This is a genomic window from Nevskia ramosa DSM 11499 (assembly GCF_000420645.1).
GTDB classification, from domain to species: domain Bacteria; phylum Pseudomonadota; class Gammaproteobacteria; order Nevskiales; family Nevskiaceae; genus Nevskia; species Nevskia ramosa.
Genome location: NZ_ATVI01000013.1, coordinates 125,878 through 148,888 on the forward strand (window position 1 = coordinate 125,878; position 23,011 = coordinate 148,888).

Annotated in this window: 21 protein-coding genes; all 21 read left to right on the forward strand. The window is 64.0% G+C overall.

Annotation, left to right across the window (positions count from 1 at the left end; genetic code table 11):
• Window positions 1-4: 4 nt before the first annotated feature.
• Window positions 5-1,573: a Do family serine endopeptidase gene (locus G513_RS0120405; RefSeq protein ID WP_022978716.1), complete on the forward strand. Its 1,569-nt coding sequence runs from the start codon at window positions 5-7 to the stop codon at window positions 1,571-1,573.
• 12 nt (window positions 1,574-1,585) lie between these two features.
• On the forward strand, window positions 1,586-1,843 hold the full coding sequence (locus G513_RS0120410; RefSeq protein ID WP_022978717.1) for a glutaredoxin family protein: 258 nt from the start codon (window positions 1,586-1,588) through the stop codon (window positions 1,841-1,843).
• The gene (locus G513_RS24420) at window positions 1,840-2,763 is read left to right on the forward strand and encodes a bestrophin family protein (RefSeq protein WP_022978718.1); all 924 of its coding nucleotides are present in this window, start codon (window positions 1,840-1,842) and stop codon (window positions 2,761-2,763) included. Before G513_RS0120410 ends, G513_RS24420 begins: the two co-directional genes overlap by 4 nt.
• Window positions 2,764-3,094: 331 nt before the next feature.
• The gene (locus tag G513_RS0120420) at window positions 3,095-6,973 is read left to right on the forward strand and encodes an alpha/beta hydrolase (protein ID WP_022978719.1); all 3,879 of its coding nucleotides are present in this window, start codon (window positions 3,095-3,097) and stop codon (window positions 6,971-6,973) included.
• Window positions 6,974-7,139: 166 nt separating this feature from the next.
• Window positions 7,140-8,963, forward strand: a complete 1,824-nt coding sequence (gene lepA, locus G513_RS0120425) for a translation elongation factor 4 (protein ID WP_022978720.1) — start codon at window positions 7,140-7,142, stop codon at window positions 8,961-8,963.
• A gap of 70 nt (window positions 8,964-9,033) precedes the next feature.
• Window positions 9,034-9,870 (forward strand): signal peptidase I, encoded by an 837-nt coding sequence (gene lepB / locus G513_RS0120430; RefSeq protein ID WP_028475818.1) that lies wholly within the window; start codon window positions 9,034-9,036, stop codon window positions 9,868-9,870.
• A gap of 37 nt (window positions 9,871-9,907) precedes the next feature.
• Window positions 9,908-10,297: a DUF4845 domain-containing protein gene (locus G513_RS0120435; RefSeq protein ID WP_022978722.1), complete on the forward strand. Its 390-nt coding sequence runs from the start codon at window positions 9,908-9,910 to the stop codon at window positions 10,295-10,297.
• Entirely contained in the window at window positions 10,294-11,004 is a 711-nt protein-coding gene (gene rnc / locus G513_RS0120440) for a ribonuclease III (protein WP_022978723.1), read from the forward strand. Before G513_RS0120435 ends, rnc begins: the two co-directional genes overlap by 4 nt.
• Complete coding sequence (gene era, locus G513_RS0120445) at window positions 10,997-11,881, forward strand: GTPase Era (protein WP_022978724.1); 885 nt, start codon at window positions 10,997-10,999, stop codon at window positions 11,879-11,881. The genes rnc and era overlap by 8 nt, the downstream gene beginning before the upstream one ends.
• A 25-nt stretch (window positions 11,882-11,906) precedes the next feature.
• Complete coding sequence (gene recO, locus G513_RS0120450) at window positions 11,907-12,617, forward strand: DNA repair protein RecO (protein ID WP_022978725.1); 711 nt, start codon at window positions 11,907-11,909, stop codon at window positions 12,615-12,617.
• A gap of 102 nt (window positions 12,618-12,719) precedes the next feature.
• Window positions 12,720-14,285, forward strand: coding sequence for a hypothetical protein (locus tag G513_RS26145; RefSeq protein WP_022978726.1), 1,566 nt, complete (start codon window positions 12,720-12,722; stop codon window positions 14,283-14,285).
• 98 nt (window positions 14,286-14,383) lie between these two features.
• Window positions 14,384-15,214, forward strand: a complete 831-nt coding sequence (locus tag G513_RS0120460) for a nickel/cobalt efflux transporter (RefSeq protein WP_022978727.1) — start codon at window positions 14,384-14,386, stop codon at window positions 15,212-15,214.
• Between the two features lie 376 nt (window positions 15,215-15,590).
• The gene (locus G513_RS0120465) at window positions 15,591-16,325 is read left to right on the forward strand and encodes a pyridoxine 5'-phosphate synthase (protein ID WP_022978728.1); all 735 of its coding nucleotides are present in this window, start codon (window positions 15,591-15,593) and stop codon (window positions 16,323-16,325) included.
• A 10-nt stretch (window positions 16,326-16,335) separates the two neighbouring features.
• Complete coding sequence (acpS, locus tag G513_RS0120470) at window positions 16,336-16,746, forward strand: holo-ACP synthase (RefSeq protein WP_022978729.1); 411 nt, start codon at window positions 16,336-16,338, stop codon at window positions 16,744-16,746.
• Window positions 16,743-17,633, forward strand: a complete 891-nt coding sequence (gene cysM, locus G513_RS0120475) for a cysteine synthase CysM (protein WP_022978730.1) — start codon at window positions 16,743-16,745, stop codon at window positions 17,631-17,633. Before acpS ends, cysM begins: the two co-directional genes overlap by 4 nt.
• 10 nt (window positions 17,634-17,643) lie before the next feature.
• The gene (gene rlmD / locus G513_RS0120480; RefSeq protein ID WP_022978731.1) at window positions 17,644-18,960 is read left to right on the forward strand and encodes a 23S rRNA (uracil(1939)-C(5))-methyltransferase RlmD; all 1,317 of its coding nucleotides are present in this window, start codon (window positions 17,644-17,646) and stop codon (window positions 18,958-18,960) included.
• Window positions 18,961-19,029: 69 nt separating this feature from the next.
• On the forward strand, window positions 19,030-19,545 hold the full coding sequence (locus G513_RS0120485) for a CYTH domain-containing protein (RefSeq protein ID WP_022978732.1): 516 nt from the start codon (window positions 19,030-19,032) through the stop codon (window positions 19,543-19,545).
• A 102-nt stretch (window positions 19,546-19,647) separates the two neighbouring features.
• The gene (gene nagZ, locus G513_RS24425) at window positions 19,648-20,604 is read left to right on the forward strand and encodes a beta-N-acetylhexosaminidase (RefSeq protein WP_051144525.1); all 957 of its coding nucleotides are present in this window, start codon (window positions 19,648-19,650) and stop codon (window positions 20,602-20,604) included.
• Window positions 20,601-21,155 (forward strand): hypoxanthine-guanine phosphoribosyltransferase, encoded by a 555-nt coding sequence (locus G513_RS0120495; RefSeq protein ID WP_022978734.1) that lies wholly within the window; start codon window positions 20,601-20,603, stop codon window positions 21,153-21,155. The genes nagZ and G513_RS0120495 overlap by 4 nt, the downstream gene beginning before the upstream one ends.
• A gap of 42 nt (window positions 21,156-21,197) precedes the next feature.
• The gene (locus tag G513_RS0120500) at window positions 21,198-21,971 is read left to right on the forward strand and encodes an S-methyl-5'-thioinosine phosphorylase (RefSeq protein WP_022978735.1); all 774 of its coding nucleotides are present in this window, start codon (window positions 21,198-21,200) and stop codon (window positions 21,969-21,971) included.
• A 325-nt stretch (window positions 21,972-22,296) separates the two neighbouring features.
• The coding region (locus G513_RS0120505) for a Calx-beta domain-containing protein (protein ID WP_281167411.1) at window positions 22,297-23,011 on the forward strand (715 nt) is incomplete at its 3' end.

The window sequence follows — 23,011 nt, forward strand, 5'->3', positions numbered from 1 at the left end:
CAAGATGCGTATCGTCGCCGGCCCCTCACGCGCCGCGCTGTCCCTGTCTTTGGCTGCGGCCATCTTGCTGTCGGCCTGTTCTGCGGAGCGTTCCGCCGGCCTGCCGGAACTGGCGGGTCTGGTCGAGAAAGTCAGCCCTTCGGTGGTCAACATCAGCGCCCTGCCGGCGGAGCCCGAGCAGGTTGCCAGCCAGTCTGGCAGCGACGGTCGCCCGGTGCCGGACTGGCTGAAGAAATTCCTCGACGAACACGGTAACCAGGCGCCCGGCAATGGCACCGATGGTGCTGCGCCGAATACCGGTCCTGGCACTGCGCCGGACGACAGCCGCAGCGACGGCGAAGACTCCGACGAAGGCCCGGATCTCGGTGGTCCCGATGGGGGCTTCGGCGGCGAGCAGTCGCTCGGATCCGGTTTCATCCTGTGGGCGGACGGCTACATCATCACCAACCACCACGTGGTCAAGAACGCCAAGGAAATCGTCGTTCGCCTGTCCGACCGCCGCCAGTTCCCGGCCGAGCTGGTCGGCAGCGACGAGCGCAGCGATCTGGCGCTGCTGAAGATCGACGCCAAGGACCTGCCGGCCGTGAAGCTCGCCGACAGCCGCAAGACCCGCGTTGGTGACTGGGTGCTGGCAATCGGTTCGCCGTTCGGCTTCGATTACACGGTGACCGCCGGCATCATTTCGGCGAAGGGCCGCAACCTCGATACCGAGCAGTACGTGCCGTTCATCCAGACCGACGCGGCGGTCAATCCGGGCAATTCCGGTGGTCCGTTGTTCAATCTGAAAGGCGAAGTTGTTGGCGTCAATTCGCAGATCTACAGCCAGAACGGCGGCTTCCAGGGCGTGGCCTTCGCGATCCCGATGGATGTCGCGGCCAAGGTCGCCAAGTCACTGAAGGAAACCGGCCGCGTGCGGCGCGGCTGGCTCGGCATCGTCATGCAGGAAGTCGACCGCAAGCTGGCCCAGTCCTTCGGTATGGACAAGCCGGGCGGCGCGCTGCTCGCTCGGGTGCTGCCGGACAGTCCGGCACAGCAGGCGGGCCTGAAGGCCGGCGACATCATCGTCAAGTTCAACGACACCGAGATCACCACATCACGGACGCTGAAGCCGCTGGTCGGCGACGTGACGCCGGGCGAAACGGTGACCCTGGAAGTGCTGCGCGACAACCGCCGGGTGACGGTCAAGGTCGAGGTCGGCGAGCTTGCCGAGCAGGATCTCGCGGATGGCGACGGTGACAGCAAAAGCAAGCCGTCCGATCCGCAGGCCGTGCCGCCGCTGACCGATACCGGCAAGCTGTTTGGGATCAGCGTGCAGACCTTGAGCGACATCGAGCGGCGCAGCGAGAAAGTCGTCTCCGGCGGCGTGCGGGTGGTGACGGTCGCCGCCGGTCCCGGTCGCGATGCCGGCCTGTTGACGGGCGACGTGATCCTGTCGATCGCCGGTCAGGAGATCGACAGCAGCGAGCGCTACGCCCAGGTTGCCGAACGCCTGACACCGGGCCAGACGGTGCCGCTGCTGGTGCAGCGTCAGGGCTCGCCGCTGTTCCTGGCGCTCGCGGTACCGGCGAAGTAGGCTGTTCCTGCGATGGCGCTGACCCTGTTGAGTCGCGACGGCTGCGGTCTCTGCGAAGAATTCGCCGAGGCCTTTGCAGCGGCGTTTCCTTCGCAGCGCGAGCAATTGCGGGTTGCCGATGTCGACAGCCGGCCGGGCTGGCAGGGCCGCTATGGCCTGGTCATTCCGGTGTTGCTCGATGACGAAGGCACGGTGATCTGCGAAACGCATTTCGACGCCGCCGCAGTCGGCGCCTGGCTGGCCGGATCGCCGAAGAGGGCCGAAGCATGATCGTCCGGCCACGTCCTCACTGGTTCAGGATGCTGTTCATCTGGCGCGGCTCGGTGCTGCGCAAGCTGGTCGGCCGGCTGCTGACCATCGGTCTCATTTCGGTGAGCGCGGAACTGATCCATCTGTACGTCGACAACAATTCGCTGACGGGGCTCAACGCCCAGCCGTTTTCGCTGATCGGCCTGGCGCTGGCAATCTTTCTCGGCTTCCGCACCAATGTCAGTCACGCGCGTTACTGGGACGCCCGCAAGCTCTGGGGCAGCATCATGAATGCCTCGCGGGCTCTGGCTCGGCAAACGCTGACCTTGACCGAATGGCCGGCGAAATCCGACGACGCCCAGCGCTTCGTCCGCACCCTGATCGCCCACAGCCACGCCTTGCGCCACCAACTGCGTGCGACGGATCCGAGCGACGACCTGCGTCGCCTGCTGGCGACCGAGGACTTGCCGCGGGTACTCGAAGCGCGCTGGAAGCCGATCGTGATCCTGCAGTTGCTCGGTAGCCAGCTGCACACCGCGCGTCGGCATGGCGCATCGACCGATGTGCTCGCGCTGGCGATGGAGAACAACCTGCAGACGCTGGGCGATGCAGTCGGCGGCTGCGAAGCCATCCATGGCACGCCGATTCCGCTGACCTTCTCGGTGCTGGTCCACCGCACGATCTATTTCTATTGCACGCTGCTGCCATTCGCGCTGGTCGGCAGCATCGGCTGGTACACACCGGTGTTCGCGATGTTCGTCGCCTACACGTTCATGGCCTTGGAAGCGATTGCCGAAGAACTGGAATCGCCGTTCGGCATCGACGACAACGACCTCGCGCTGGAAGCGATCTGCGATTCGATCGAAGCCTCGTTGCTGGAAACGCTCGGCGAGCCGCTGCCGCCGACGAAAACAACGCCCAAGGATTTCGTGCTGCGCTGAAGGCTGGAATGGCTTCACCGCAAAAATGAACCAAAATCGGGCGCCGCGGATTTTCCGACGGACGCTGTCGGCTGCCAGACAGGCGGTTGAACGGTGTCGGCTCACGCGGCCGGACCGTTTCGATTCGCGCGAAAGTTCAGGCGCAAGCGGAAAACCGTGATCGATGTCACGAAATTGGGATTGGCAGACGCAAAAATAGTTTTAGCCGATTCAAGGCGATGGCTTTTGACAAGAAATTCATTAACGATCCGTTAGGACTTTCAATCTTGTCTCTGTGTTAATTCGCAAATAAATCACCTCAAAAAGAAGGTGATGCGATCAGGGACCTGCCATGTTTCGAACGATTGTTCTGGTGCAACTGCGGGCTGTTGCCTGCACCATTCTGATGCTGCCGGTTGCTGCGACCTGGGCGGCCGACATGGCACCTGACCCGATCGCGTTCCAGACGATCACCAATGTCGAGCCCGGCAGCGTGGTGATCAGCAACAGCCAGACCATCACGGGCATCGACGCCAGCGCTTCGATCAGCGTCACCGGCGGGTTCTACAGCCTCAACGGCGGCGCCTTCACCAGCGCGCCCGGCACTGTGGTCAACGGCACCACCGTACGTTTGCGACAGACCGCTTCGACATCGTTCTACACGTCCACCAACGCGAAACTGAAGCTGGGCACTCCGGCCGCGAGCTACGCCTTCAAGGTCACCACCCGCAAGATCGACACCGTGCCGGACGCCTTCACGTTCGCCCCGCGCACCGAAGCGGCGTTCAACAGCATTCAGACCAGTGAGCCGACCACCATCACCGGCATGGAAGCCGCGGCAGCGATCAGCGTCAGCAGCGGGGGCAGCTACAGCATCAATGGCGGCGAATTCACCTCGGCGGCCGGCACCGTCGCCAACAACGCCCAGGTCCGCGCGCGCGGCACGGCCAGCACGAGCGCCAACAAGACGACCAGCGTCACGATCAAGATCGGCGGCATCAACGGCACCTTCAAGATCACCACGGTGAAGACGGCGGATACCACGCCGAATGCCTTCAGCTTCACACCGACCACCAACGCTCCGATCAACAGCCTGCAGACGAGTTCTGCGAGCTCGGTCGGCGGCATCAACACTGGCGCTCCGATCTCGGTGACCGGCGGCAGCTACAGCATCAACGGCCAGCCGTTCACCAATGCGGCCGGCACGGTCAGCAATGGCGACAGCGTCCGCGTTCAGCAGACCGCCTCGAGCAGTTTCTCGACGACCACGACCGCCGTGCTGAAGATCGGCACGGTCACCGGCAGTTATGCGGTTACCACCGCTGCGGCAGACACCACGCCGGATGCCTTCGGCTTCACGTCGACCATCGATGTGCCGCTCGGCAGCACTCAGACGAGCGAAGCAATCGCAGTCAGCGGCATCACGGCGCCGTCATCGGTGTCGATCGTCGGCGGGTTCTACAGCGTCGGCGGTGCACCCTTCACCGATCGCGCCGGCAGTGTCGTCAATGGCGCCACAGTCACCGTGCAGGTATTGGCGGGGTACGGCTACTCCGAAACCAGAACCGCCACCTTGACCATCGGCGGGGTGCGCGGCACCTACAGCGTCACCACGCAGACCTTCACCGCCGATGGAACGCCGGATGCCTTCCGCTTCGAGCCGGTCACTGGCGTGGCGGTGGGCAGTGTGCAGCGCAGCCAGCCGATCAAGGTATCGGGCATCAATGTCGCCGTGTCGATCGCGGTCACCGGCGGTCGCTACCGGATCAACGACGGCGCGTTCACCAGCGAACCCGGCCAGGTGGTCAACGGCGATGCGGTGATTGCTGAAGTGCAGGCCGCGGGCACGGACGCCACAACGAGCACGGCGACAGTCAGCATCGGTGGCGTCAGTGCCGATTTTTCAGCGACCACGGCCGCCGTCCCGGTCGCCGACACGGACCCGGACGCCTTCGCGTTTGCGCCGACCGTCGATGCAGTTCCCGGTAGCACTCAGATCAGCCCACTGACCCCGGTCAGCGGCATCAATACCGCTACCGTGATTTCGATTTCCGGCGGTCGCTACAGCGTCAACGGCAGCGGCTTCACAGCGTCTGTCGGCAGCGTCGTCAACGGCGACAGCGTTACGTCGGAACTGATCGCCAGCGACCAGTTCGCCACCAGTACGGAAGCCGTGCTGACCATCGGCAGCGTCAGTGCTCCCTATCGCGTCACGACGCGGGCGGCGGACACCACGCCGGACGCCTTCGCGTTTGCCCCGGTCGTCGACGCGGTTCCGGGCAGCGTCGTCACCAGCGCGGCAGTGACGATCAGCGGCATCGACGTGCCGGTGCCGATCACTGTCGTCGGCGGGCAGTACAGCATCGGAGGCACGGCCTTCACCGACAGTGCCGGCGAAGTTCGCAATGGCGATTCGATTCAGGTGCGTGCGCTTGCATCAGCCGCGTACGCCATGACGACATCGGCAAGCTTGAGCATCGGCGGCGTCAGTGCGACCTTCAACGTCACCACCGTGACGGCCGACATCACGCCAGATGTCTTCAGCTTCAAGGACAACCCGGCCGCCTTCCCGCTGCTCGCCACGGTCAGCGAGCCGGTCACGGTCAGCGGTATCACGGCACCGATCACGGCCTCGGTCAGCGGTGGCGAGTACAGCGTCAACGGCGCGCCGTTCCTGACCATGCCCGGACCGGTCAGCAATGGCGACAAGGTTCGTCTGCTGGTGATTCCTGGCGCCAATCGGGGTGATGTCGCCACGGCGAGCCTGAGTCTCGGTGGCGTCAGCGGAACGTTTACTGTGACCGCCGACGCTCCGGCCGATGACTTCCCGGACATCTTCGAGTTCCGCGATACCACCGGCCCCCGAAGCTCGACAGTCCGCAGCGAAACGATCGTGATGCGCGGCATCAATGTGGCAACGCCGATTTCGATCAGCGGTGGCACCTACAGCATCAATGGCGGGGCCTTCACCAGCGCAAAAGCGACCGTGCGCGGTGGGGATCTAGTGAGCCTGCAGGTCAGCAGCGGCAGCGGTTTCGGCGTCCAGTATCCGGTGACCCTGACGGTCGGCAGCTCGAAGGCCGTCTGGTCGATGCGGACCGAGAGCGATCCGTCCAAGCTGCAATCCTTCGCCTTGGTCAACGCTTCGATGTTTGCTGGCGGCGCCGTGGTGCCCGGAAGTGTCCAGACGACCGTGCCGATCACCGTCTACAACCCGCCATCGGCGACGGCGATCAGCGTCACCGGCGGCAGCTACAGCATCAACGGCGGGGCTTTCACGTCGGCGGCAGGCACAGTGGTCAGCGGTGACCAGGTGATCGTGCAGTTTTCGGCATCGACGAGCTTTGCCACTCAGACGTCGGTGACGCTGCGCATCGGCTCGTTCAGTTCGACGCTCTCCGTGACTTCGACCGTCGATCCGGTGGCGGCCACCCCCACCTCCGAGACCGATTGCAGCAGCTATATCTATCGGGACCAATTGCCGGTGCCGTTGCGAGTGTTCGTCTGCAAGCCATCCGGATGGCGGACAACGGATCGCCGATCGGCGTTGGTCCACTGGTTCGGAGGCGGCTTCATTTTCGGCAACGCCGATAGTTCGGCAGGAGAAGCACGGTACTGGGCGAAGACTTACGGCATGGTCGGCGTCGCCCCGGATTACCGGGTCAACGATCGCTTTGGAACCTACTGCCAGGTCTCTGCCGACGATGGCCGTGCGGCGGTGCGATGGGTTCAGGATCATGCGGCCGAGTTGGGGCTCGATCCTGCTCGAGTCGTGGTCTCGGGTTCATCGGCAGGCGGCGGCGTTGCGTTCTTCGCAGCGATGCGCGACGCGCCGGTGAGTGGCAGCGCCGCGGACAATCCCTTGATGCGGCCTGCCGCGGTTGTGACCCGTGCTGGCGTTCCGGACATCACCACCGAATCCCATATTCAGTCCTATCGCAGCGCTGATCGCTTCTCGACTTACGGATCGATCATCTCCCCCAGCATCAATCTCGATGCCGATTTCCCGCCGGTGCTGATGGATCACGGTGACCAGGACACCACCGTTGCCCCCACGCCCAGCGTGCATTTCTGCTCAGCGCTGATCCGCCTCGGAAGGATTTGCGAGTTCAACAACAAGGCCGGTTTCGGTCACGATCTATCCAGCGGACCCAAGGGGCTCGACGAGATACATGAGGAAACACGGGTATTCCTGACCAAGCTCGGCCTGCTGCCGGCGCTGCGTCAGTAAGCCAAGCTCAGCCTTGCTGGCGTAAGCAAGGCTTTCCTCATCCCCGGCAGCGAGGTCGTTTCGCCTCGCTGCCGCGGGTCCGGGTGTTCCCCGGGCTATCCGGATCCGTCGTCGGCGAACCAGGCGCGAGCCGCTATACTCCGCCGATTCTTTTGCCGCCCGTCCCATGTCGCAGCCTGCCCGCCACGTTCCGCAAGCCCAGATTCGCAATTTCTCGATCATTGCCCACATCGACCACGGCAAATCGACCTTGGCCGATCGCATCATCCAGATCTGCGGCGGGCTCGAAGAACGCGAGATGCAGGCGCAGGTGCTCGACAACAACCCGATCGAGCGTGAGCGCGGCATCACCATCAAGGCGCAGGCCGTTTCGCTGAACTACAAGGCGAAGGATGGGCTGACCTACCAGCTGAACTTCATCGACACGCCGGGCCATGTCGATTTCTCCTACGAAGTCAGCCGTTCGCTCGCCGCCTGCGAGGGTGCGCTGCTGGTGGTCGACGCGTCGCAGGGCGTCGAGGCGCAGAGCGTGGCCAATTGCTATACCGCGCTCGAGCAGAAGCTTGAAGTGATGCCGGTGCTGAACAAGATCGATCTCCAGAATGCCGAGCCGGAACGGGTCGCGCAGGAGATCGAGGACATCATCGGCATCGAAGCCACCGATGCGCTGCGCATTTCGGCGAAGACCGGCCTCGGCGTCAACGACGTGCTGGAGGCGCTGGTGCTGCGTCTGCCGCCGCCGCACGGCATCGTCGACGCGCCGCTGCAGGCGCTGATCGTCGACTCCTGGTTCGACAACTACCTCGGTGTCGTCTCGCTGGTCCGCGTCGTCAATGGCCGAATCCAGAAAGGCCAGAAGATCCGCGTGATCTCGACTGGCAAGGATTACGAAGTCGGCATGCTCGGTGTCCATTCACCGAAGCGGGTGCTGCGCGATTCGCTGGAGACCGGCGAAGTCGGCTTCATCGTCGCCGGCATCAAGGACATCTTCGGCGCGCCGGTCGGCGATACGCTGACCGAAGCCAGCCGCGCCTCGGTCGAGCAGCTGCCCGGTTTCCGTCAGGTGCAGCCGCGCGTGTTCGCTGGCATGTTCCCGATCGACGCCGAAGATTTCGAGGACTTTCGCGAGTCGCTGCAGAAGCTGCGCCTTAACGATTCGGCGCTGCAGTTCGAGCCCGAGAATTCCGGCGCGCTCGGCTTCGGCTTCCGCATCGGCTTCCTCGGCATGCTGCACATGGAGATCGTGCAGGAGCGCCTGGAGCGCGAGTACAACCTGGATCTGATCACCACCGCGCCGAGTGTCGTCTACGAGATCGAAACCGCGACCGGCGAAGTCAAGAAAATCGACAACCCGAGCGATCTGCCCGAGGCCGGCGCTTACAAGGACGTCCGCGAGCCGATCATCCTGTGCCGCATGTTGATGCCGCAGATCTATGTCGGCGGCGTCATGCAGCTGTGCATGGACAAGCGCGGCGTGCAGAAGAATCTGCGCTATCACGGCAACCAGGTGCAGCTCGAAGTGGAGATGCCACTGGCCGAAGTGGTGCTCGATTTCTTCGATCGACTGAAGTCGGTCAGCCGTGGTTTCGCCAGCTTCGAATACGAGTTCGTGCGCTTCCAGACCGCACCGCTGGTCAAGCTCGACGTCCTGGTCAACGGCGACAAGATCGATGCCCTGGCGACCATCGTCCATCGCAACGACGCCGAAGCGCGCGGCCGCGATCTCTGTGACCGCATGAAGGACGTCATCCATCGGCAGATGTTCGATGTCGCCATCCAGGCGGCGATCGGCGCCAAGATCATTTCCCGTTCGACGGTCAAGGCGCTGACCAAGAACGTGCTCGCCAAGTGCTACGGCGGCGACATCAGCCGCAAGAAGAAGCTCCTGGAGAAGCAGAAGAAGGGCAAGAAGCGCATGAAGCAGGTCGGCTCGGTGGAGATTCCGCAGGAAGCCTTCCTTGCTGTGCTCGGCGTTGATCGCCGCAGCTGATCGTTCCTGCAAACGCTGCCACCGGCTGCTGTATCCAACCTCCTATCGTTCCTTTCGGGGCCTGTCCTCCATGAGCTTCACCGTGATGTTCAATCTGATCCTGACGGTGCTGACCGTTCTCACCGGCATCATCTGGGCCTGGGACAAGTTCAGCAGCGCGCCCAAGCGCGAAGAGAAAGCGCTGGCCACCGGCATCCCGCAGAAGCCGGGTGCGATCGTCGAATTCTTCGGCGGCCTGTTCCCGGTGATCGCCGCGGTATTTGTGGTCCGCTCGTTCATCTACGAGCCGTTCCGGATTCCCTCCGGTTCGATGATCCCGACCCTGCACATCGGCGATTTCATCCTGGTCAACAAGTTCAGCTACGGCCTGCGTTGCCCGGTGGGCAGCTGCAAGATCGTCGACTTCGGCGGCCCGTCGCGTGGCGATGTCGTGGTGTTCATCTATCCGGCCAACAACAGCCGTGATCCGAACAGCGGCAACGATTTCATCAAGCGCCTGATCGGCATGCCCGGCGACCAGGTGAAATACGCCAACAAGCGTCTGACCGTGAACGGCATCGAAGCGCCGCTGCACGAGGCCAAGACCCAGGACGATGCGCGAGTCGGCGAAGTGCGCGCTCACGAAACCTTTGGCAGCATCGAGCACGACATCCTGATTCGCCCGGATCGCATCGCCGATCCGTTCAGCTGCCCGTTTGTACAGCCCAACGCCGACGACTTCACGTTCACCGTGCCGGCGGGTCAATATTTCATGATGGGTGACAATCGCGATGGCTCCAACGATAGCCGCTGCTGGGGCACGGTGCCGGAAGCGAACCTCAAGGGCCGCGCCGATCTGATCTGGATGAGCTGGGATCACGAGCGCACCCGGCCGGTGTTGTCGCGTATCGGCACAGTGATCCACTGAGCGGTTGATCGGGCAGGCAAGAAACGGAGGGCCGGACATGAATCTGCGCAAGGCGCAACTCGGGCTGACGCTGTGGAGCGGCCTCTATCTGTTCGGCAGTCTCGCCTTCATCGCCCTCTGCGCGATCAAGATCGGCCCGCTGTACCTGAACGAATTCCAGATCAATCGCGCGGTGCGCGATGTGGCCGCACAGGCTTCGGTGGTCGGCAGCGAGGTCGATGTCACGGCCGTGCGCTCGTCGCTGCAGCGGCGCTGGGATATCGACTACCTGCGTCAGCTCGAACCACGCGACATCAAGGTGATCCGCACCACCGGCGGCCTGTTCCTGAGCTACGACTACGACGCCGAAGTGTCGCTGTTCGCGAACATCACCATCGTTGCTCGCTTCAAGGACGACATTCCCCTGCGCGCGGTGCCGGGCGGTTGAGCGCTAAAAATATCGAGCAGATTGGCCGGGTTCGCCTGTGCGCCGCACTCGGCTATCAGTTCCAAGATGCCGCGCTGCTGCAGCGCGCGCTGACCCATCGCAGCTTCGGCGTTGACCACAACGAACGCCTGGAATTTCTCGGTGATGCGCTGCTGAACTTCGCGATCGCTGCGGAAATCTATCGCTTGCGCCCGAAAGCACCGGAAGGCGATCTATCGCGGCTGCGCGCCAGCATCGTCCGCGAGGAAACTCTGGCCTCGGCGGCGCGGCGGCTGCCGTTGCCGGATGTCATCCGGCTGGGCAGCGGTGAGTTGCGCAGCGGCGGCTTCCGTCGTGATTCGACCCTGGCCGATGTGTTTGAAGCGCTGATCGGCGCGGTCTATCTCGATGGCGGCGTCGAGCCGGCGCATGCCCTGTGCCTCAAGCTGCTGGCACCGGAGCTCGAAGCCTTGCCGGAAGCCGGCTCGCTGAAGGATTACAAGACGCGTCTGCAGGAAGTGCTGCAGGCGGAATCCCGGCCTCTGCCGGAGTACACCGTACTCAGCGAAGATGGCCCGGCGCATCGCCGCAACTTCGCGGTACGTTGCCTGTTGCCGGACAGCGGGCAGATCATGGAAGCAGAAGCACACTCTCGGCGCATTGCCGAACAACGGGCGGCCAGCATGATGCTGGACGCGATCACCTCAAGAGAAAGCAAAAATGCGTAGTGGAATCGTGGCCATCGTCGGCCGGCCGAATGTCGGCAAATCCAGTTTGTTGAATGCCCTGGTCGGCCAGAAAGTGTCGATCACCGCACCGAAGCCGCAGACCACGCGCCATCGCATCCAGGGCGTGCTGCACGGCGACAACGCGCAGATCGTGTTTGTCGACACGCCAGGCATGCACCGCGCTGCGAAAAAGGCGCTGAACAAGGCGATGAACGACGCCGCCAGCAACAGCCTGCACGACGTCGATCTGGCTTTGTTCGTCATCGAGGCTGGCCGCTGGACCGACGAAGATGAAGCCGTGCTCGAACGCCTGAAATCAGTCAAATCGCCGGTGGCGCTGGTGATCAACAAGGTCGACAAGTTCAGCGACAAGAACGATCTGCTGCCCCTGATGGAAAAGCTGGCGCCGCTGCGTGAATGGGCCTTCGTGATGCCGCTGTCGGCGCTCAAGGGCGCCAACGTCAACGTGCTCGCCAAGCAACTGATGGAGCGGATGCCGGAAGGCCCGCCGCTGTATCCGGAAGGCCAGGTCGTCGGCCACGATCTCAGCTTCACGATCTCCGAGATGGTCCGCGAAAAGCTGATGCGCTCGCTGGCTCAGGAACTGCCGTACGCGCTGACCGTCGAGACCGAAGCGGTCGAACGTGAAGGCGGCCTGCTGAAAGCCTCGGCGATCATCTGGGTCGAGCGCGATGGCCAGAAGAAGATCGTCATCGGCGAGGATGGCGCGATGCTGAAGCGAGTCGGCACCGCCGCTCGCCGCGAGCTCGAGGAAATGACCGGCAGCAAGGTCTTCCTGAAGCTCTGGGTGCGGGTCAAGGAAGGCTGGACCGACGATCCGAAGGCGCTCAGCCGCTTCGGCTACGAAGGCGGCTAGCGTTCAGCCCGGGCCGAGCACGACCGTGTCCAGCGCCCGCATCGAACTGCAACCGGCCTGGCTGCTGTCGCAGAAGCCCTATCGCGAAACCAGCGAACTGCTGGAAGTGCTGACCCCGCAGCACGGCCGGGTCGGCCTGGTGGCTCGTGGCCTGCGCGGGCCACGCGCGAAGCAGCGGGGTGTGGTCAGCCTGTTCCGGCCGCTGCTGCTGTCCTGGCTGGACAAGGGCGAACTCGGCACGGTCACCGCGGTCGAGGCCGGCGGGCCGGAAGTTCAGCTGGTCGGCGAGCGTCTGTTCCATGGCTGGTATCTGAACGAACTGCTGCTGAAGCTGCTGATCCGCCACGATCCGCACCCTGGCTTGTGGGACGACTACACCCTTGCCCTGGCCGGTCTGGGCGGCGATGCGGTCGAGGCGGAAGCAGCGCTCCGGGTCTTCGAGAAGCGCTTGCTGGAACTGCTCGGCTACGGCTTGCCGCTCGAGGACACGATCGATCCCGAGGCTCATTTCCGGTTTCGGGCCGGCAGCGGCTTCCTGCAATGCGAAAGCGAAGCGGACGGCGCGCTGGCTGGCAGCAGCCTGCTTGCACTGCACCGCGAGTCGTTGTCCACTCATGCAGAGCTAGACGATGCGCGCCGGCTGATGCGAGCCGCACTGGAGCCGCACGTACCGCGAGCTTCGTTGCGGACACCGGGACTGCTTCGGCAGCTGAGAGCCTTGCGCACGGAAGCCTGATATCGCGCCGCCACTACCGTCTGTAGTCGTTTACTGACAGCAGCGCCGCAGGCGTTCCATCATTTCGGTAAATTCACGTTCCTTCGACAAACGAGGCTGAAAATGTTCCAAACCCCGCTGGCTGAAAAGCGCTGCAAGTCGTCTGGTGCCGAAAATTCGATCTACCGCCGTTCTGCGATGGCTCTGGCGGTGGCGGCCGTCGGGTTGTTGGCTTCGGTTGCCAGCCAGGCTGACTTTCTGTCGCCAATTCCGGCGTACGGCAACAATGGCACTGCGGTCTTTTCGATCGGTGCGGGATTCACGCTGCGCGATAACGAGCCTGGCGGCATTGTCGCGGCGGCTGTCGCCGACAGCGACGGCAGGCTTTACGTGCTTTATCGGGCGGTGCCTTCGACGGACAGTGCCAGCCATCTGTATCTGGTTCGTCTCGGCAGCACCGGCGCTCTCGATGGCAGCTTCGTCCGGCTGGATTTCGGCCTCAGCGCGTTGTTCGACGATAACGTTGCGCTCGGTCTTGACCAGCTTCGCCAGCGATTCTACTTCGTGACCTTGCCCTCGACCCCGCAGGCCGACTTCATCACCGTTTCGGCGCGCAGCTTCGATGGCACGCTTGATCCGGCGTTCAATAGCGGTGCCGATCTGGTCATCAACTCCAGCCGGATCGTCGACAATCGTTACAGCCTCGCGGCGACCGTCGATCAGGTCTCCGGACGGCTGTTGTTGTCTGGCGCCTTCGTCGTCGGCACCGTTGCAGACGACTCCTTGAGCAATCTCGAAGCAGTGACCTACGCAGTGACGCCGGCCGGTGCGCTCGATAGCGGATTCAGCAGCAGCGGCCTGCGCATCGAAAGCCCGACGACATCGTCGGGCATCACCTCGACGATAGGCTTCGGAGTGGCCTCGTCCGGCACGACAGGCCGGGTACTGAATTTCGGTAGCGGCCGCGTGTCGTCGTCAAACTTCGTCGGCACCGTCTTCAGCGACAACGCTGATGGCACCGACGACACGACGTTCGGCAGCGGTGGCTTGGGCATCATCGACATCCCGGCAACGACTACTCCGGGAGAAGGTCAGGCGAATCTGACCCAGTTGCTGTTCGGCCGCATCCTGCCCAGCGGTGTGACCCAGCTGATCGGGGTCAACGGCGTGCTTCAACTGTCCAACCGGACCTATGTCACCGGCACGACGTCGGTGACGGGTGTGCAGTTGACGCCGGCTGGCGTGCCGGATACCCGGTTCAAGAGCACCGGAATCTTTACCACGCCGTTCGCGATCGGCCGGGCTCCGCCGACGGTGCTGTTTGCCAATGGCAGCTTCGCCTCGGTGTTCAAGTCCGGCGCCACCGACATTTCGGTACTCGCTGTTGAAGGCTTCAGTGTCTTTGCCGAGGACGGCACTACCGGCGGTACTACTACCGGCGGCACCACGACGGGCGGATCGACGACCGGCGGTACCACGACCGGTGGCACGACGACGGGCGGCACCACCACCGGCGGTACCACGACCGGCGGCACGACCACTGGCGGCACCACGACGGGTGGGACCACAACCGGCGGCACCACCAGCTCGGGCGGCGGCGGTTCGTTCGGCCTGTTTGGCGTCTTCGGTTTGATGATCGGCGCGCTGCTGCGTCGTCGTCGCGGCTTCGGCGCGGTGCGCCGCGCCTGATGGTCGATTGACCCTGCATTCGGCATCGCGTCTGCCACATTCCGGCAGACGTGATGCCGCTATGCTCGAGGCCGCAACAATCTGACCGGCTTTCTTTCGTGACTTCCTTCTCCGAACTCCTGCAACAGGGTTCTAGCAATCTCTGGCTGTTCATCCCCAGCGCCCTGCTGCTCGGCGCGCTGCACGGCCTGGAGCCGGGCCATTCGAAGACGATGATGGCAGCGTTCATCATCGCCATCCGCGGCACGGTGATGCAGGCGGTGTTGCTCGGCGTATCGGCTGCGGCTTCGCACACGCTGGTGGTCTGGGTGGTTGCGCTGGTCGGCCTGCATTACGGTGCGCAGATCGATGGCGAGCGCACCGAAGCCTGGTTTCAGCTGGCCTCCGGTGCGCTGATCGTCACCATCGCCGTCTGGATGCTATTGCGCATGCATGGTCAGCAACAGGAGGCGGCGAAGGTTCATGGCCATCACCATCACGGTGACGACCATGGTCACGGTCACCATCATGACCACGCCGATGACCACAGTGACGATCACGAGGATGCTCATGCTCGGGCCCACGCCGCCGACATCGAGCAGCGCTTCGGCGACCGCCGGCCGAGCACCAGCCAGATCGTCGCTTTCGGTCTGACCGGCGGCCTGGTGCCTTGCCCGGCCTCGATCACCGTGTTGCTGCTATGCCTGCAATTGAAGAAGTACAGCTTGGGCCTCACGCTCGTCCTTGGCTTCAGCATCGGCCTGGCGCTGGTGATGGTGCTGAGCGGCGTGCTCGCTGCGCTCAGCCTGCGGGCCGCAAGCAATCGCTGGGGCGGCTTCAGTGGCTTCGGGGTCTGGGCGCGCCGCGCGCCGTATCTGTCGAGTGCCCTGATCATCGTCATCGGCCTGATCAGCATCCAGCTCGGCTGGGATGGCTTGCAGACTTCATAGAGCGTTACAAAAGAAGGGCGCCGGAGCGCCCTTTAATGTCACGTCCTGCCAAAAAAACCGTACTGCTTTTCTTGCGCCGCCGTGACGGAAGCTTGGGGTTTGCCGTCGTGGCTTTTGAACTGCGCATCGTTTGGATGCAACGAGCGGCCAATCGGTTGCAGCGCCTGGCAGGAAGTTGCCGGCGCCGCGAGGTCGATGCCGGCCTCGAAGCTTTAACGCTGTCTAGCCGGACCTCCGTCGCCACGTCTCTTGCACGCGTCGATGAAAGAATTTTCGCAACTGCCAAGACCTTGATTGCACGGCACTTGTCCATCGTGGCGACGGCGCTGCGCCTACAATGCGCAACTCCTTTCCAGCCTTCCATCTCCCTCCTGCCATGCGTCCCCTGCGTCTAGGTGTCAACGTCGATCACATCGCCACCGTCCGCCAGGCCCGCGGCACGGCGTATCCGGATCCGGTCGCGGGCGCGCTGCTGGCTGCGGCGAATGGCGCCGACAGCATCACGATTCATCTGCGCGAGGATCGCCGCCACATCCAGGACCATGACCTGGCGCGGCTGACGCCGGTCTGTCCGGTGCCGATCAATCTGGAGATGGCGGTGACCTCGGCGATGGTCGATATCGGTGTGGCGGCCAAGCCTAAGTACGTCTGCCTGGTGCCGGAACGGCGCGAGGAGCGCACCACCGAAGGCGGGCTCGATGTCGCCGGCAATCTGCCCGTGGTAAGCGAAGCCTGCGAACGCCTTGCGGCTGCGGGCTGTATCGTCGCGCTATTCATTGCGGCTGATCCGATTCAACTCGCAGCGGCAAAGGCCAGCGGCGCACCGCAGCTGGAAATCCACACGGGCCATTACGCCGATACCACGGGTGCCGAACAGGCTGCCGAACTGGCGCGCATTGCCGCGTTCGCGCGTGATGCCGAAGCGATGGGCTTCGAAGTCCACGCTGGTCATGGCCTCAATGTCGACAACGTTGGGCCGATTGCGGCGATTCCGGAAATCGTCGAACTGAACATCGGCCACGCGATCATTGCCCGCAGCCTGTTCATCGGCCTGCCGGCAGCGATTGCCGAGATTCGCGCGGCGATGGCGGCGGCTCGCCCGACGGCTTGAGCGCACGCACTTGATCCACGGCATCGGCACCGATCTTCTGCGCATCGAGCGTTGCGAAGAGCTGTACGCGCGCCAGGGCGAACGGGCGCTGAGCAAGCTGCTGATGCCGGAAGAACGCGCGGCCGTGCCCCAAGCGAAAAGCATCGGCTACGCGATTGCCCGCGCGTTCGCTGCGAAGGAGGCATTCGTCAAGGCGCTCGGCACCGGCTTTCACGGCGTCAGCTATCAGGATGTCGGCGCGCTGCGCGAGGCGAAGCAGCGGCCGCGGCTGATCTTCAGCGCTGCCATGCAGGCGAGGCTCGAAGCGCTCGGTATCGTTCAGGCTCACCTGTCGTTCACAGACGAAGCGGGGATGATCATCGCCTTCGTCGTCCTCGAATGCGGCGACGGTTCGCCTGCGTCCCGTAAAATGCCGGGATGAAACCGATCACGCTCCCCGACACCATCGGCAACACGCCGCTGGTGCAAATCACCCGTCTGCCCGGCATCGGCAACAACCGCCTGTTCCTGAAGCTGGAAGGCAATAATCCGGCCGGCTCGGTCAAGGATCGCCCGGCGTATTCGATGATCCGTCGCGCCGAAGAACGTGGCGAGATCAAACCCGGCGACACCTTGATCGAAGCGACTTCCGGCAATACCGGCATCGCGCTGGCGATGGCGGCAGCGATGCGTGGCTTCCGCATGGTGCTGATCATGCCGGCGCATCTTTCGGTGGAGCGCCGCGCGGTGATGAAGGCCTTCGGCGCCGAGCTGATCCTGGTCTCCAAGGAAGAGGGCATGGAAGGCGCGCGCGATCTCGCGGAAGCCATGGAAAAGGACGGCAAGGGCAAGGTGCTGAACCAGTTCGGCAACCCGGACAATCCGCGCGCTCACTACGAAGGCACGGCGCCGGAAATCTGGACGGCGCTCGACGGCGAGCTGACCCACTTCGTCGCGACGATGGGCACCACAGGCACGATCATGGGCTGCTCGCGTTACCTGAAGGAACAGAGTCCGGCAGTGCAGGTCGTTGGCGTGCAGCCGGATGGCGAGTCATCGATCCCCGGCATCCGCAAATGGCCCGAGGCTTATCTGCCGACGATCTTTGATCGCAGCCGAGTCGATCGCGTGGTCGAAGTGTCAACGCAGCAGGCCGAGGACACGATGCGCGATCTGGCGAAGATCGAAGGCGTGTTCTGCGGTCCGTCCTCGGGTGGCTCGGTATGGACGGCCTTGCAGCTCTGCAAGGAACTCGATGGCGCGACGATCGCCGCGATCATCTGCGATCGTGGTGATCGCTATATCTCGACCGGTGTCTTCCCCGAGTGAGCCGCCCAGAGTGAGCCGTACCAAACGGAAGCCGCCGCCGGATACCGAGTTCAGCGCCGAGGTCACCGATCTCGATCACGATGGCCGTGGCGTCGCCCGCATCAACGGCAAGGTCACTTTCATCTTTGGCGCGCTGCCCGGCGAAACGGTGCGCTACAAGCTGCTGCGCGTCACCCGCGCGCTGGATGAAGCGGAAGTCACGGCGATCGATGTCGCCTCACCCGATCGAGTCACGCCGGGCTGCGCGCACTTCGGCCTGTGCGGCGGTTGCTCGCTGCAGCATCTGGCGCCAGCGGCGCAGATCGCCTTCAAGCAGCAGGCGATGCTCGAAGCGCTGCGCCGCATTGGTGGCGTGGTGCCGGAAACCATCGCCGATGCGGTGACCGGCCCGGTCTGGACCTATCGCCGTCGCGCGCGCATGGGCGTGAAGCTGGTGCCGAAGAAGGGCGGGGTGCTGATCGGCTTCCGCGAGCGCGATGCCAATGCCCTGGCGGTGCTGAACCGCTGCGAAGTGGTCGATCCCCGGCTGGGCCTGAAGCTGCGCCTGCTCGGCGCGCTGTTTGATGGCTTGAGCATCGCCGGTCAGATTCCGCAGATCGAGGTCTCGGCTGCCGCGCATGTCGCGGTGACCATCCGCGTGCTGGCGCTGCCCAGCGACGACGATCGCGCCAAGCTGCTGGCCTTCGCCGCCGAGCACGATTACGACTTCTATCTGCAGAGCGGCGGCCCGGACACCCTGGCGCCGCTGAGCACGGCGCGGCCGCTGGACTACTCGCCGGATGGCAGCGCGCTGCGCCTGGCCTTTCAGCCGGCCGATTTCATCCAGATCAATTCCGATGTCAGCCAGCGCATGGTCGTGCAGGCGCTGGACTGGCTCGGCGTCGAACCGGGCAACGAGGTGCTGGAACTGTTCGCCGGGCTTGGCAACTTCACCTTGCCGCTGGCGGCACGCGGCGCCAGGGTCACGGCGGTGGAGGGTGAGACCGGGCTGGTCGCCAGAGGCCGCGCCAATCTGCAGGCCAATGGCTATGACGGCCGCTTCCTGAAGGCCGATCTGTTCAAGCCGGATCCGAAAGCCGAATGGCTGAAACATCGCTACGATCTGGCGCTGATCGATCCGCCACGCTCCGGCGCCAAGGAAATCCTGCCGATGCTGGCGGCGACCAAGGCGCGGCGCATCGTCTATGTGTCCTGTCATCCGGGCACTCTGGCGCGCGATGCCGGCGAACTGGTCAACACCTACGGCTACCGCCTGACGCGAGCCGGCGTGCTGGACATGTTTCCACATACGACGCATGTCGAGTCGATGGCGCTGTTCGAACGCTGAGCTGCGTGTCGCGCCCGCGCGCTCGGCCCGGCGATCGAAGAATTCCTATCTCAATGAGCACCCGTCAGCATGGCAATTGAAATCGAACGCAAGTTTCTGGTGGTTGGCGATGACTGGCGCGCGCAGGCCACGCGCCGGGTGCCGATGCGGCAGGGCTATCTGACCGAAGACAACGGCAAGAGCTCGATCCGGGTGCGCCTGCAAGGCATCGAAGCGCGGCTGAACATCAAGGCGGCGGTCGTCGGCCGCGCTCGCGCCGAGTACGACTACCCGGTGCCGGTCCACGATGCCCACGAGATTCTCGACACGCTGTGCGTCGGCCTGGTCGACAAGGTTCGTCATTACATCGACGTGGTGAGCCCGGATGGCGGCGCGCTGACCTGGGAGATCGACGAATTCGCCGGCGCCAATGTCGGCCTGGTGGTCGCAGAAATCGAACTGCGTCACAACGACCAGCGCTTCGAGACGCCCGCCTGGCTGGGCGCCGAAGTCACCGAGGATCGCCGCTATTACAATCACAGCCTCGCGCTGCATCCGTGGCGCGACTGGCCCGAGAACGAAGTTGCCCACGCGCCAGGGAATTAGCCTGCCGATCCGTCTGCGTCGATCGCTCCGCCGTTCCGCGTCCCACCGCTGCAGCAACCACCGCGAGTCCGCATGCCCTCTGGTTTAATCATGGGACCGATCATGGCCGACGTCGCCGGTCTGAGCCTGACTGCCGAAGACCGCGAGGTGCTTGCGCATCCGCTGGTCGGCGGCGTGATCCTGTTCGCCCGCAACTACTCGGATCCCGAGCAACTGCGTGCGCTGTGCAACGACCTGCTGGCGATCAAGACGCCACGGCTGCTGATCGCCGTCGACCACGAAGGCGGCCGGGTGCAGCGCTTCCGGGTCGGCTTCACGCGTATTCCGGCGATGGGCACCCTGGCGCGGCTGCACGAGGAATCGCCGCCGCGCGCGCTCGAAGAAGCTCGGCTGTACGGCGAAACCATCGGTCGCGAACTGGCTTCTTACGGGATCGACCTGTGCTTCGCGCCGGTGCTCGATCGCGACTGCGGCATATCGACGATCATCGGCGATCGCGCCTTCTCGTCCGATCCGCTGCAGATCATCACCTTCGCGCGCGCCTTCCGTGCCGGCCTCAATGCCGCCGGCCTGAGCGCCACCGGCAAGCACTTCCCCGGCCATGGCGCGGTGGCGGCGGATTCGCATCTGGAACTGCCGGTCGATCGCCGTTCGTTCGCCGACATCGAGCAGCGCGATCTGGTGCCATTCCGCGCACTGATCGACGACGGCATCGAATCGCTGATGCTCGCCCACGTGCGCTACAGCGCTTACGACGACCTCCCGGCCTCGTTCTCGCGCAAGTGGATTCGCACCCTGCTGCGTGGTGACTACAAGTACAACGGCGCGGTGTTCTGCGATGACCTGTGCATGCAGGGCGCCGTGGTCATCGGCGACATCGTGCAGCGTGCCAGCGTCGCCTTGCACGCCGGCTGCGACATGCTGCCGGTCTGCAACGATCGAACGATGGTCACGAAACTGCTCGAAGCTCTGCCGGTCAAGGAGCGTCGCCTGTCCAGCGCCCGGCTCAAGGCGCTCTACCGCAAACCTCCGCAAACCATCAGGGCCATCACCGCATGAGTCTCACCGCCGACCAAGCCCGCCAGGCCCTCGCCGAAGCCGATTGCCTGTACGACGCAGCCGCGGTCAACGCGGCCTATGACCGGCTCGCCGCCGAGATCACTGCCGAGTACGCCGACAAGAGCCCGCTGATCCTCTGCGTGATGATCGGCGGCTTGGTGCCGACCGCCGAAATCCTGCGCCGCCTGTCGTTCCCGTTCCAGCTCGACTACCTGCACGCCACCCGCTATCGCGGTTCGACCACCGGCGGCGGCTTGATCTGGAAGCGCCAGCCACCGGCGATCCTCGACGGCCGCCACGTGCTGGTGATCGACGACATCCTCGACGAAGGCCACACGCTGGTCGCGATCCGCAAGGCGCTGGAAGGCTTCGCGCCGCTGAGCCTGAAAGTCGCCGTGCTCGCCGAAAAGCTGCACGACCGCCGCGCCGCCGGCGCCCACGCCGAGTTCATCGGCTTCAGCGTCATCGACCGCTACGTGTTCGGTTGCGGCATGGACTACCAGGAATACTGGCGCCAGCTGCCGGCGATCTATGCGCTCAAAGACGCCTGATCGCAGCGCCACAGGCTTCATCTCTTACTGATCTCACCTCCCATGTCGACGTCCAGCCCGCAAATCCCGAACGCCAAGGTCGCCGTCATCGGCGGCACCGGCATGAACCAGTGGCCAGGCCTGGCGATCATCGAATCGGTGGTCGTCGAAACGCCTTACGGCGCGCCATCGGCGCCGCTGGTGAAAGGCCGGATTGCCGGCGTCGAGGCGATCTTCCTGGCTCGCCATGGCGAGGGCCACAAGATTCCACCGCATGCGATCAACTACCGCGCCAATCTCTGGGCGCTGAAGGCCGCGGGTGTGCAGAACGTCATCGCGATCGCTGCGGTCGGCTCGATCGCCGAATGGTTCGCGCCCGGCGATGTCACCGTGCCAGACGATGTCATCGACTACAGCTGGGGCCGCGAGCACAGCTATTCCGATGGCAGCATTGGCAGCGAGCTCAAGCACGTCGAATTCGAGCATCCGTACGCGCCAGTCTTGCGCAAGAGCTTGCTCGATGCCGCCCAAGCGGCAGCAGTCGCCGCCCATGACGGCGGCACGATGGCGGTGACCCAGGGCCCGCGCCTGGAATCGCCGGCCGAAATCCGCAGACTGAAGCAGGATGGCTGCGCGATGGTCGGCATGACCGGCATGCCGGAAGCCGGCCTCGCTGCCGAACTCGGCCTGGCCTATGCCTGCCTCGCGGTCAGCGTCAACTGGGCGCCGGGCATCGGCAGCGGCGACATTCACGGCCAGATCGAACTCTGGGTCGCCACCAGCATGGCCAAGGTGAGGGCGATTCTCGAGCGGGCGCTGCCGGTGTTGGCGAGTTGAAGCCTTTTCGCAATGTTGCGTGGTCTCAAGTATTGCCCTGGACTGTCGCTACAGCTAAGTAGCTCAGTTGCTCTCGGCGTTTAGTGGCTGTCCTGTTGGGTGCCAGGGGAATTGCCTCGTGGCGCTCAGATCCACGGGCGCCGAATTGGTGCATTCCGGCGCTGCATCACTGCCGCCGGGGTAATTCGCAGTTAAAGGCCAGATTTTTGTGGGGTAAATAGGCCAATCAGACAATGCGAGCGTGCATAAGTCCCAGCATTACGATCAGCAGGAGTGAAGATGCCGCTTGTGTCATCTGCGGTGCTCCTTTCTGACGTGCCCCCAGATGAGCGCCGCAATCATGTTTAGAAAAAATTTCCTTGTTCGTCTCGTTGCTGTTTCGATTCTTGCGCTCGGAGCCGTTCCTGGCTTGGCGGCCGCGCAGACGATACCAAGCGTCAGCATCGACGACGTGAGCGTCGTGGAAGGCAACAGTGGGACGGTGGTGGCGCGTTTCACGTTGCGGCTTTCTGCGCCCTCGACCCAAGCAGTCTCTGTGCGCATCGCGTCGGCAGACGGCTCAGCGACGGCAGGTAGCGATTACGTGGCCCGGTCTGGCACCAATACGTTTGCCCCTGGCGAGACCGTCAAGACGCAACCATTCACGATCAACGGCGACACCGATTTCGAAGCGGACGAAACCTTCTTCGTCAATCTAAGCAATCCGGTCGGCTTGACGATTGCCAAGGCGCAAGGCGTGGCAACGATTCTGAATGACGACGTCGCTGCGGACACGACGCCGGATCAGTTTGGCTTCGCGTCGGTAACGGATGTGGCGCTGGGCAGCGTGCAGACGAGTAATCCGATCACGGTGGCGGGGATCAACGCGGCGAGCCCGATCTCGGTTGTGGGCGGCAGCTACAGCGTCAACGGCGGCGCGTTTGTGACGACGTCGGGCACGGTGACGGTAGGCCAGACGGTTCGGGTGCAGCAGACCGCCTCGAATACGGCGGGCACGACGACGGTTGCGACGCTGACCATCGGTGGCGTCAGTGCGAATT

What these genes read in the sequence shown, in the direction of transcription:
- G513_RS0120405 (WP_022978716.1), top strand. Translation starts at nt 5, where the DNA reads ATGCGTATCGTCGCCGGCCCCTCACGCGCCGCGCTGTCCCTGTCTTTG.
- G513_RS0120410 (WP_022978717.1), top strand. Translation starts at nt 1,586, where the DNA reads ATGGCGCTGACCCTGTTGAGTCGCGACGGCTGCGGTCTCTGCGAAGAA.
- G513_RS24420 (WP_022978718.1), top strand. Translation starts at nt 1,840, where the DNA reads ATGATCGTCCGGCCACGTCCTCACTGGTTCAGGATGCTGTTCATCTGG.
- G513_RS0120420 (WP_022978719.1), top strand. Translation starts at nt 3,095, where the DNA reads ATGTTTCGAACGATTGTTCTGGTGCAACTGCGGGCTGTTGCCTGCACC.
- lepA (WP_022978720.1), top strand. Translation starts at nt 7,140, where the DNA reads ATGTCGCAGCCTGCCCGCCACGTTCCGCAAGCCCAGATTCGCAATTTC.
- lepB (WP_028475818.1), top strand. Translation starts at nt 9,034, where the DNA reads ATGAGCTTCACCGTGATGTTCAATCTGATCCTGACGGTGCTGACCGTT.
- G513_RS0120435 (WP_022978722.1), top strand. Translation starts at nt 9,908, where the DNA reads ATGAATCTGCGCAAGGCGCAACTCGGGCTGACGCTGTGGAGCGGCCTC.
- era (WP_022978724.1), top strand. Translation starts at nt 10,997, where the DNA reads ATGCGTAGTGGAATCGTGGCCATCGTCGGCCGGCCGAATGTCGGCAAA.
- G513_RS26145 (WP_022978726.1), top strand. Translation starts at nt 12,720, where the DNA reads ATGTTCCAAACCCCGCTGGCTGAAAAGCGCTGCAAGTCGTCTGGTGCC.
- G513_RS0120465 (WP_022978728.1), top strand. Translation starts at nt 15,591, where the DNA reads ATGCGTCCCCTGCGTCTAGGTGTCAACGTCGATCACATCGCCACCGTC.
- cysM (WP_022978730.1), top strand. Translation starts at nt 16,743, where the DNA reads ATGAAACCGATCACGCTCCCCGACACCATCGGCAACACGCCGCTGGTG.
- G513_RS0120485 (WP_022978732.1), top strand. Translation starts at nt 19,030, where the DNA reads ATGGCAATTGAAATCGAACGCAAGTTTCTGGTGGTTGGCGATGACTGG.
- nagZ (WP_051144525.1), top strand. Translation starts at nt 19,648, where the DNA reads ATGGCCGACGTCGCCGGTCTGAGCCTGACTGCCGAAGACCGCGAGGTG.
- G513_RS0120495 (WP_022978734.1), top strand. Translation starts at nt 20,601, where the DNA reads ATGAGTCTCACCGCCGACCAAGCCCGCCAGGCCCTCGCCGAAGCCGAT.
- G513_RS0120500 (WP_022978735.1), top strand. Translation starts at nt 21,198, where the DNA reads ATGTCGACGTCCAGCCCGCAAATCCCGAACGCCAAGGTCGCCGTCATC.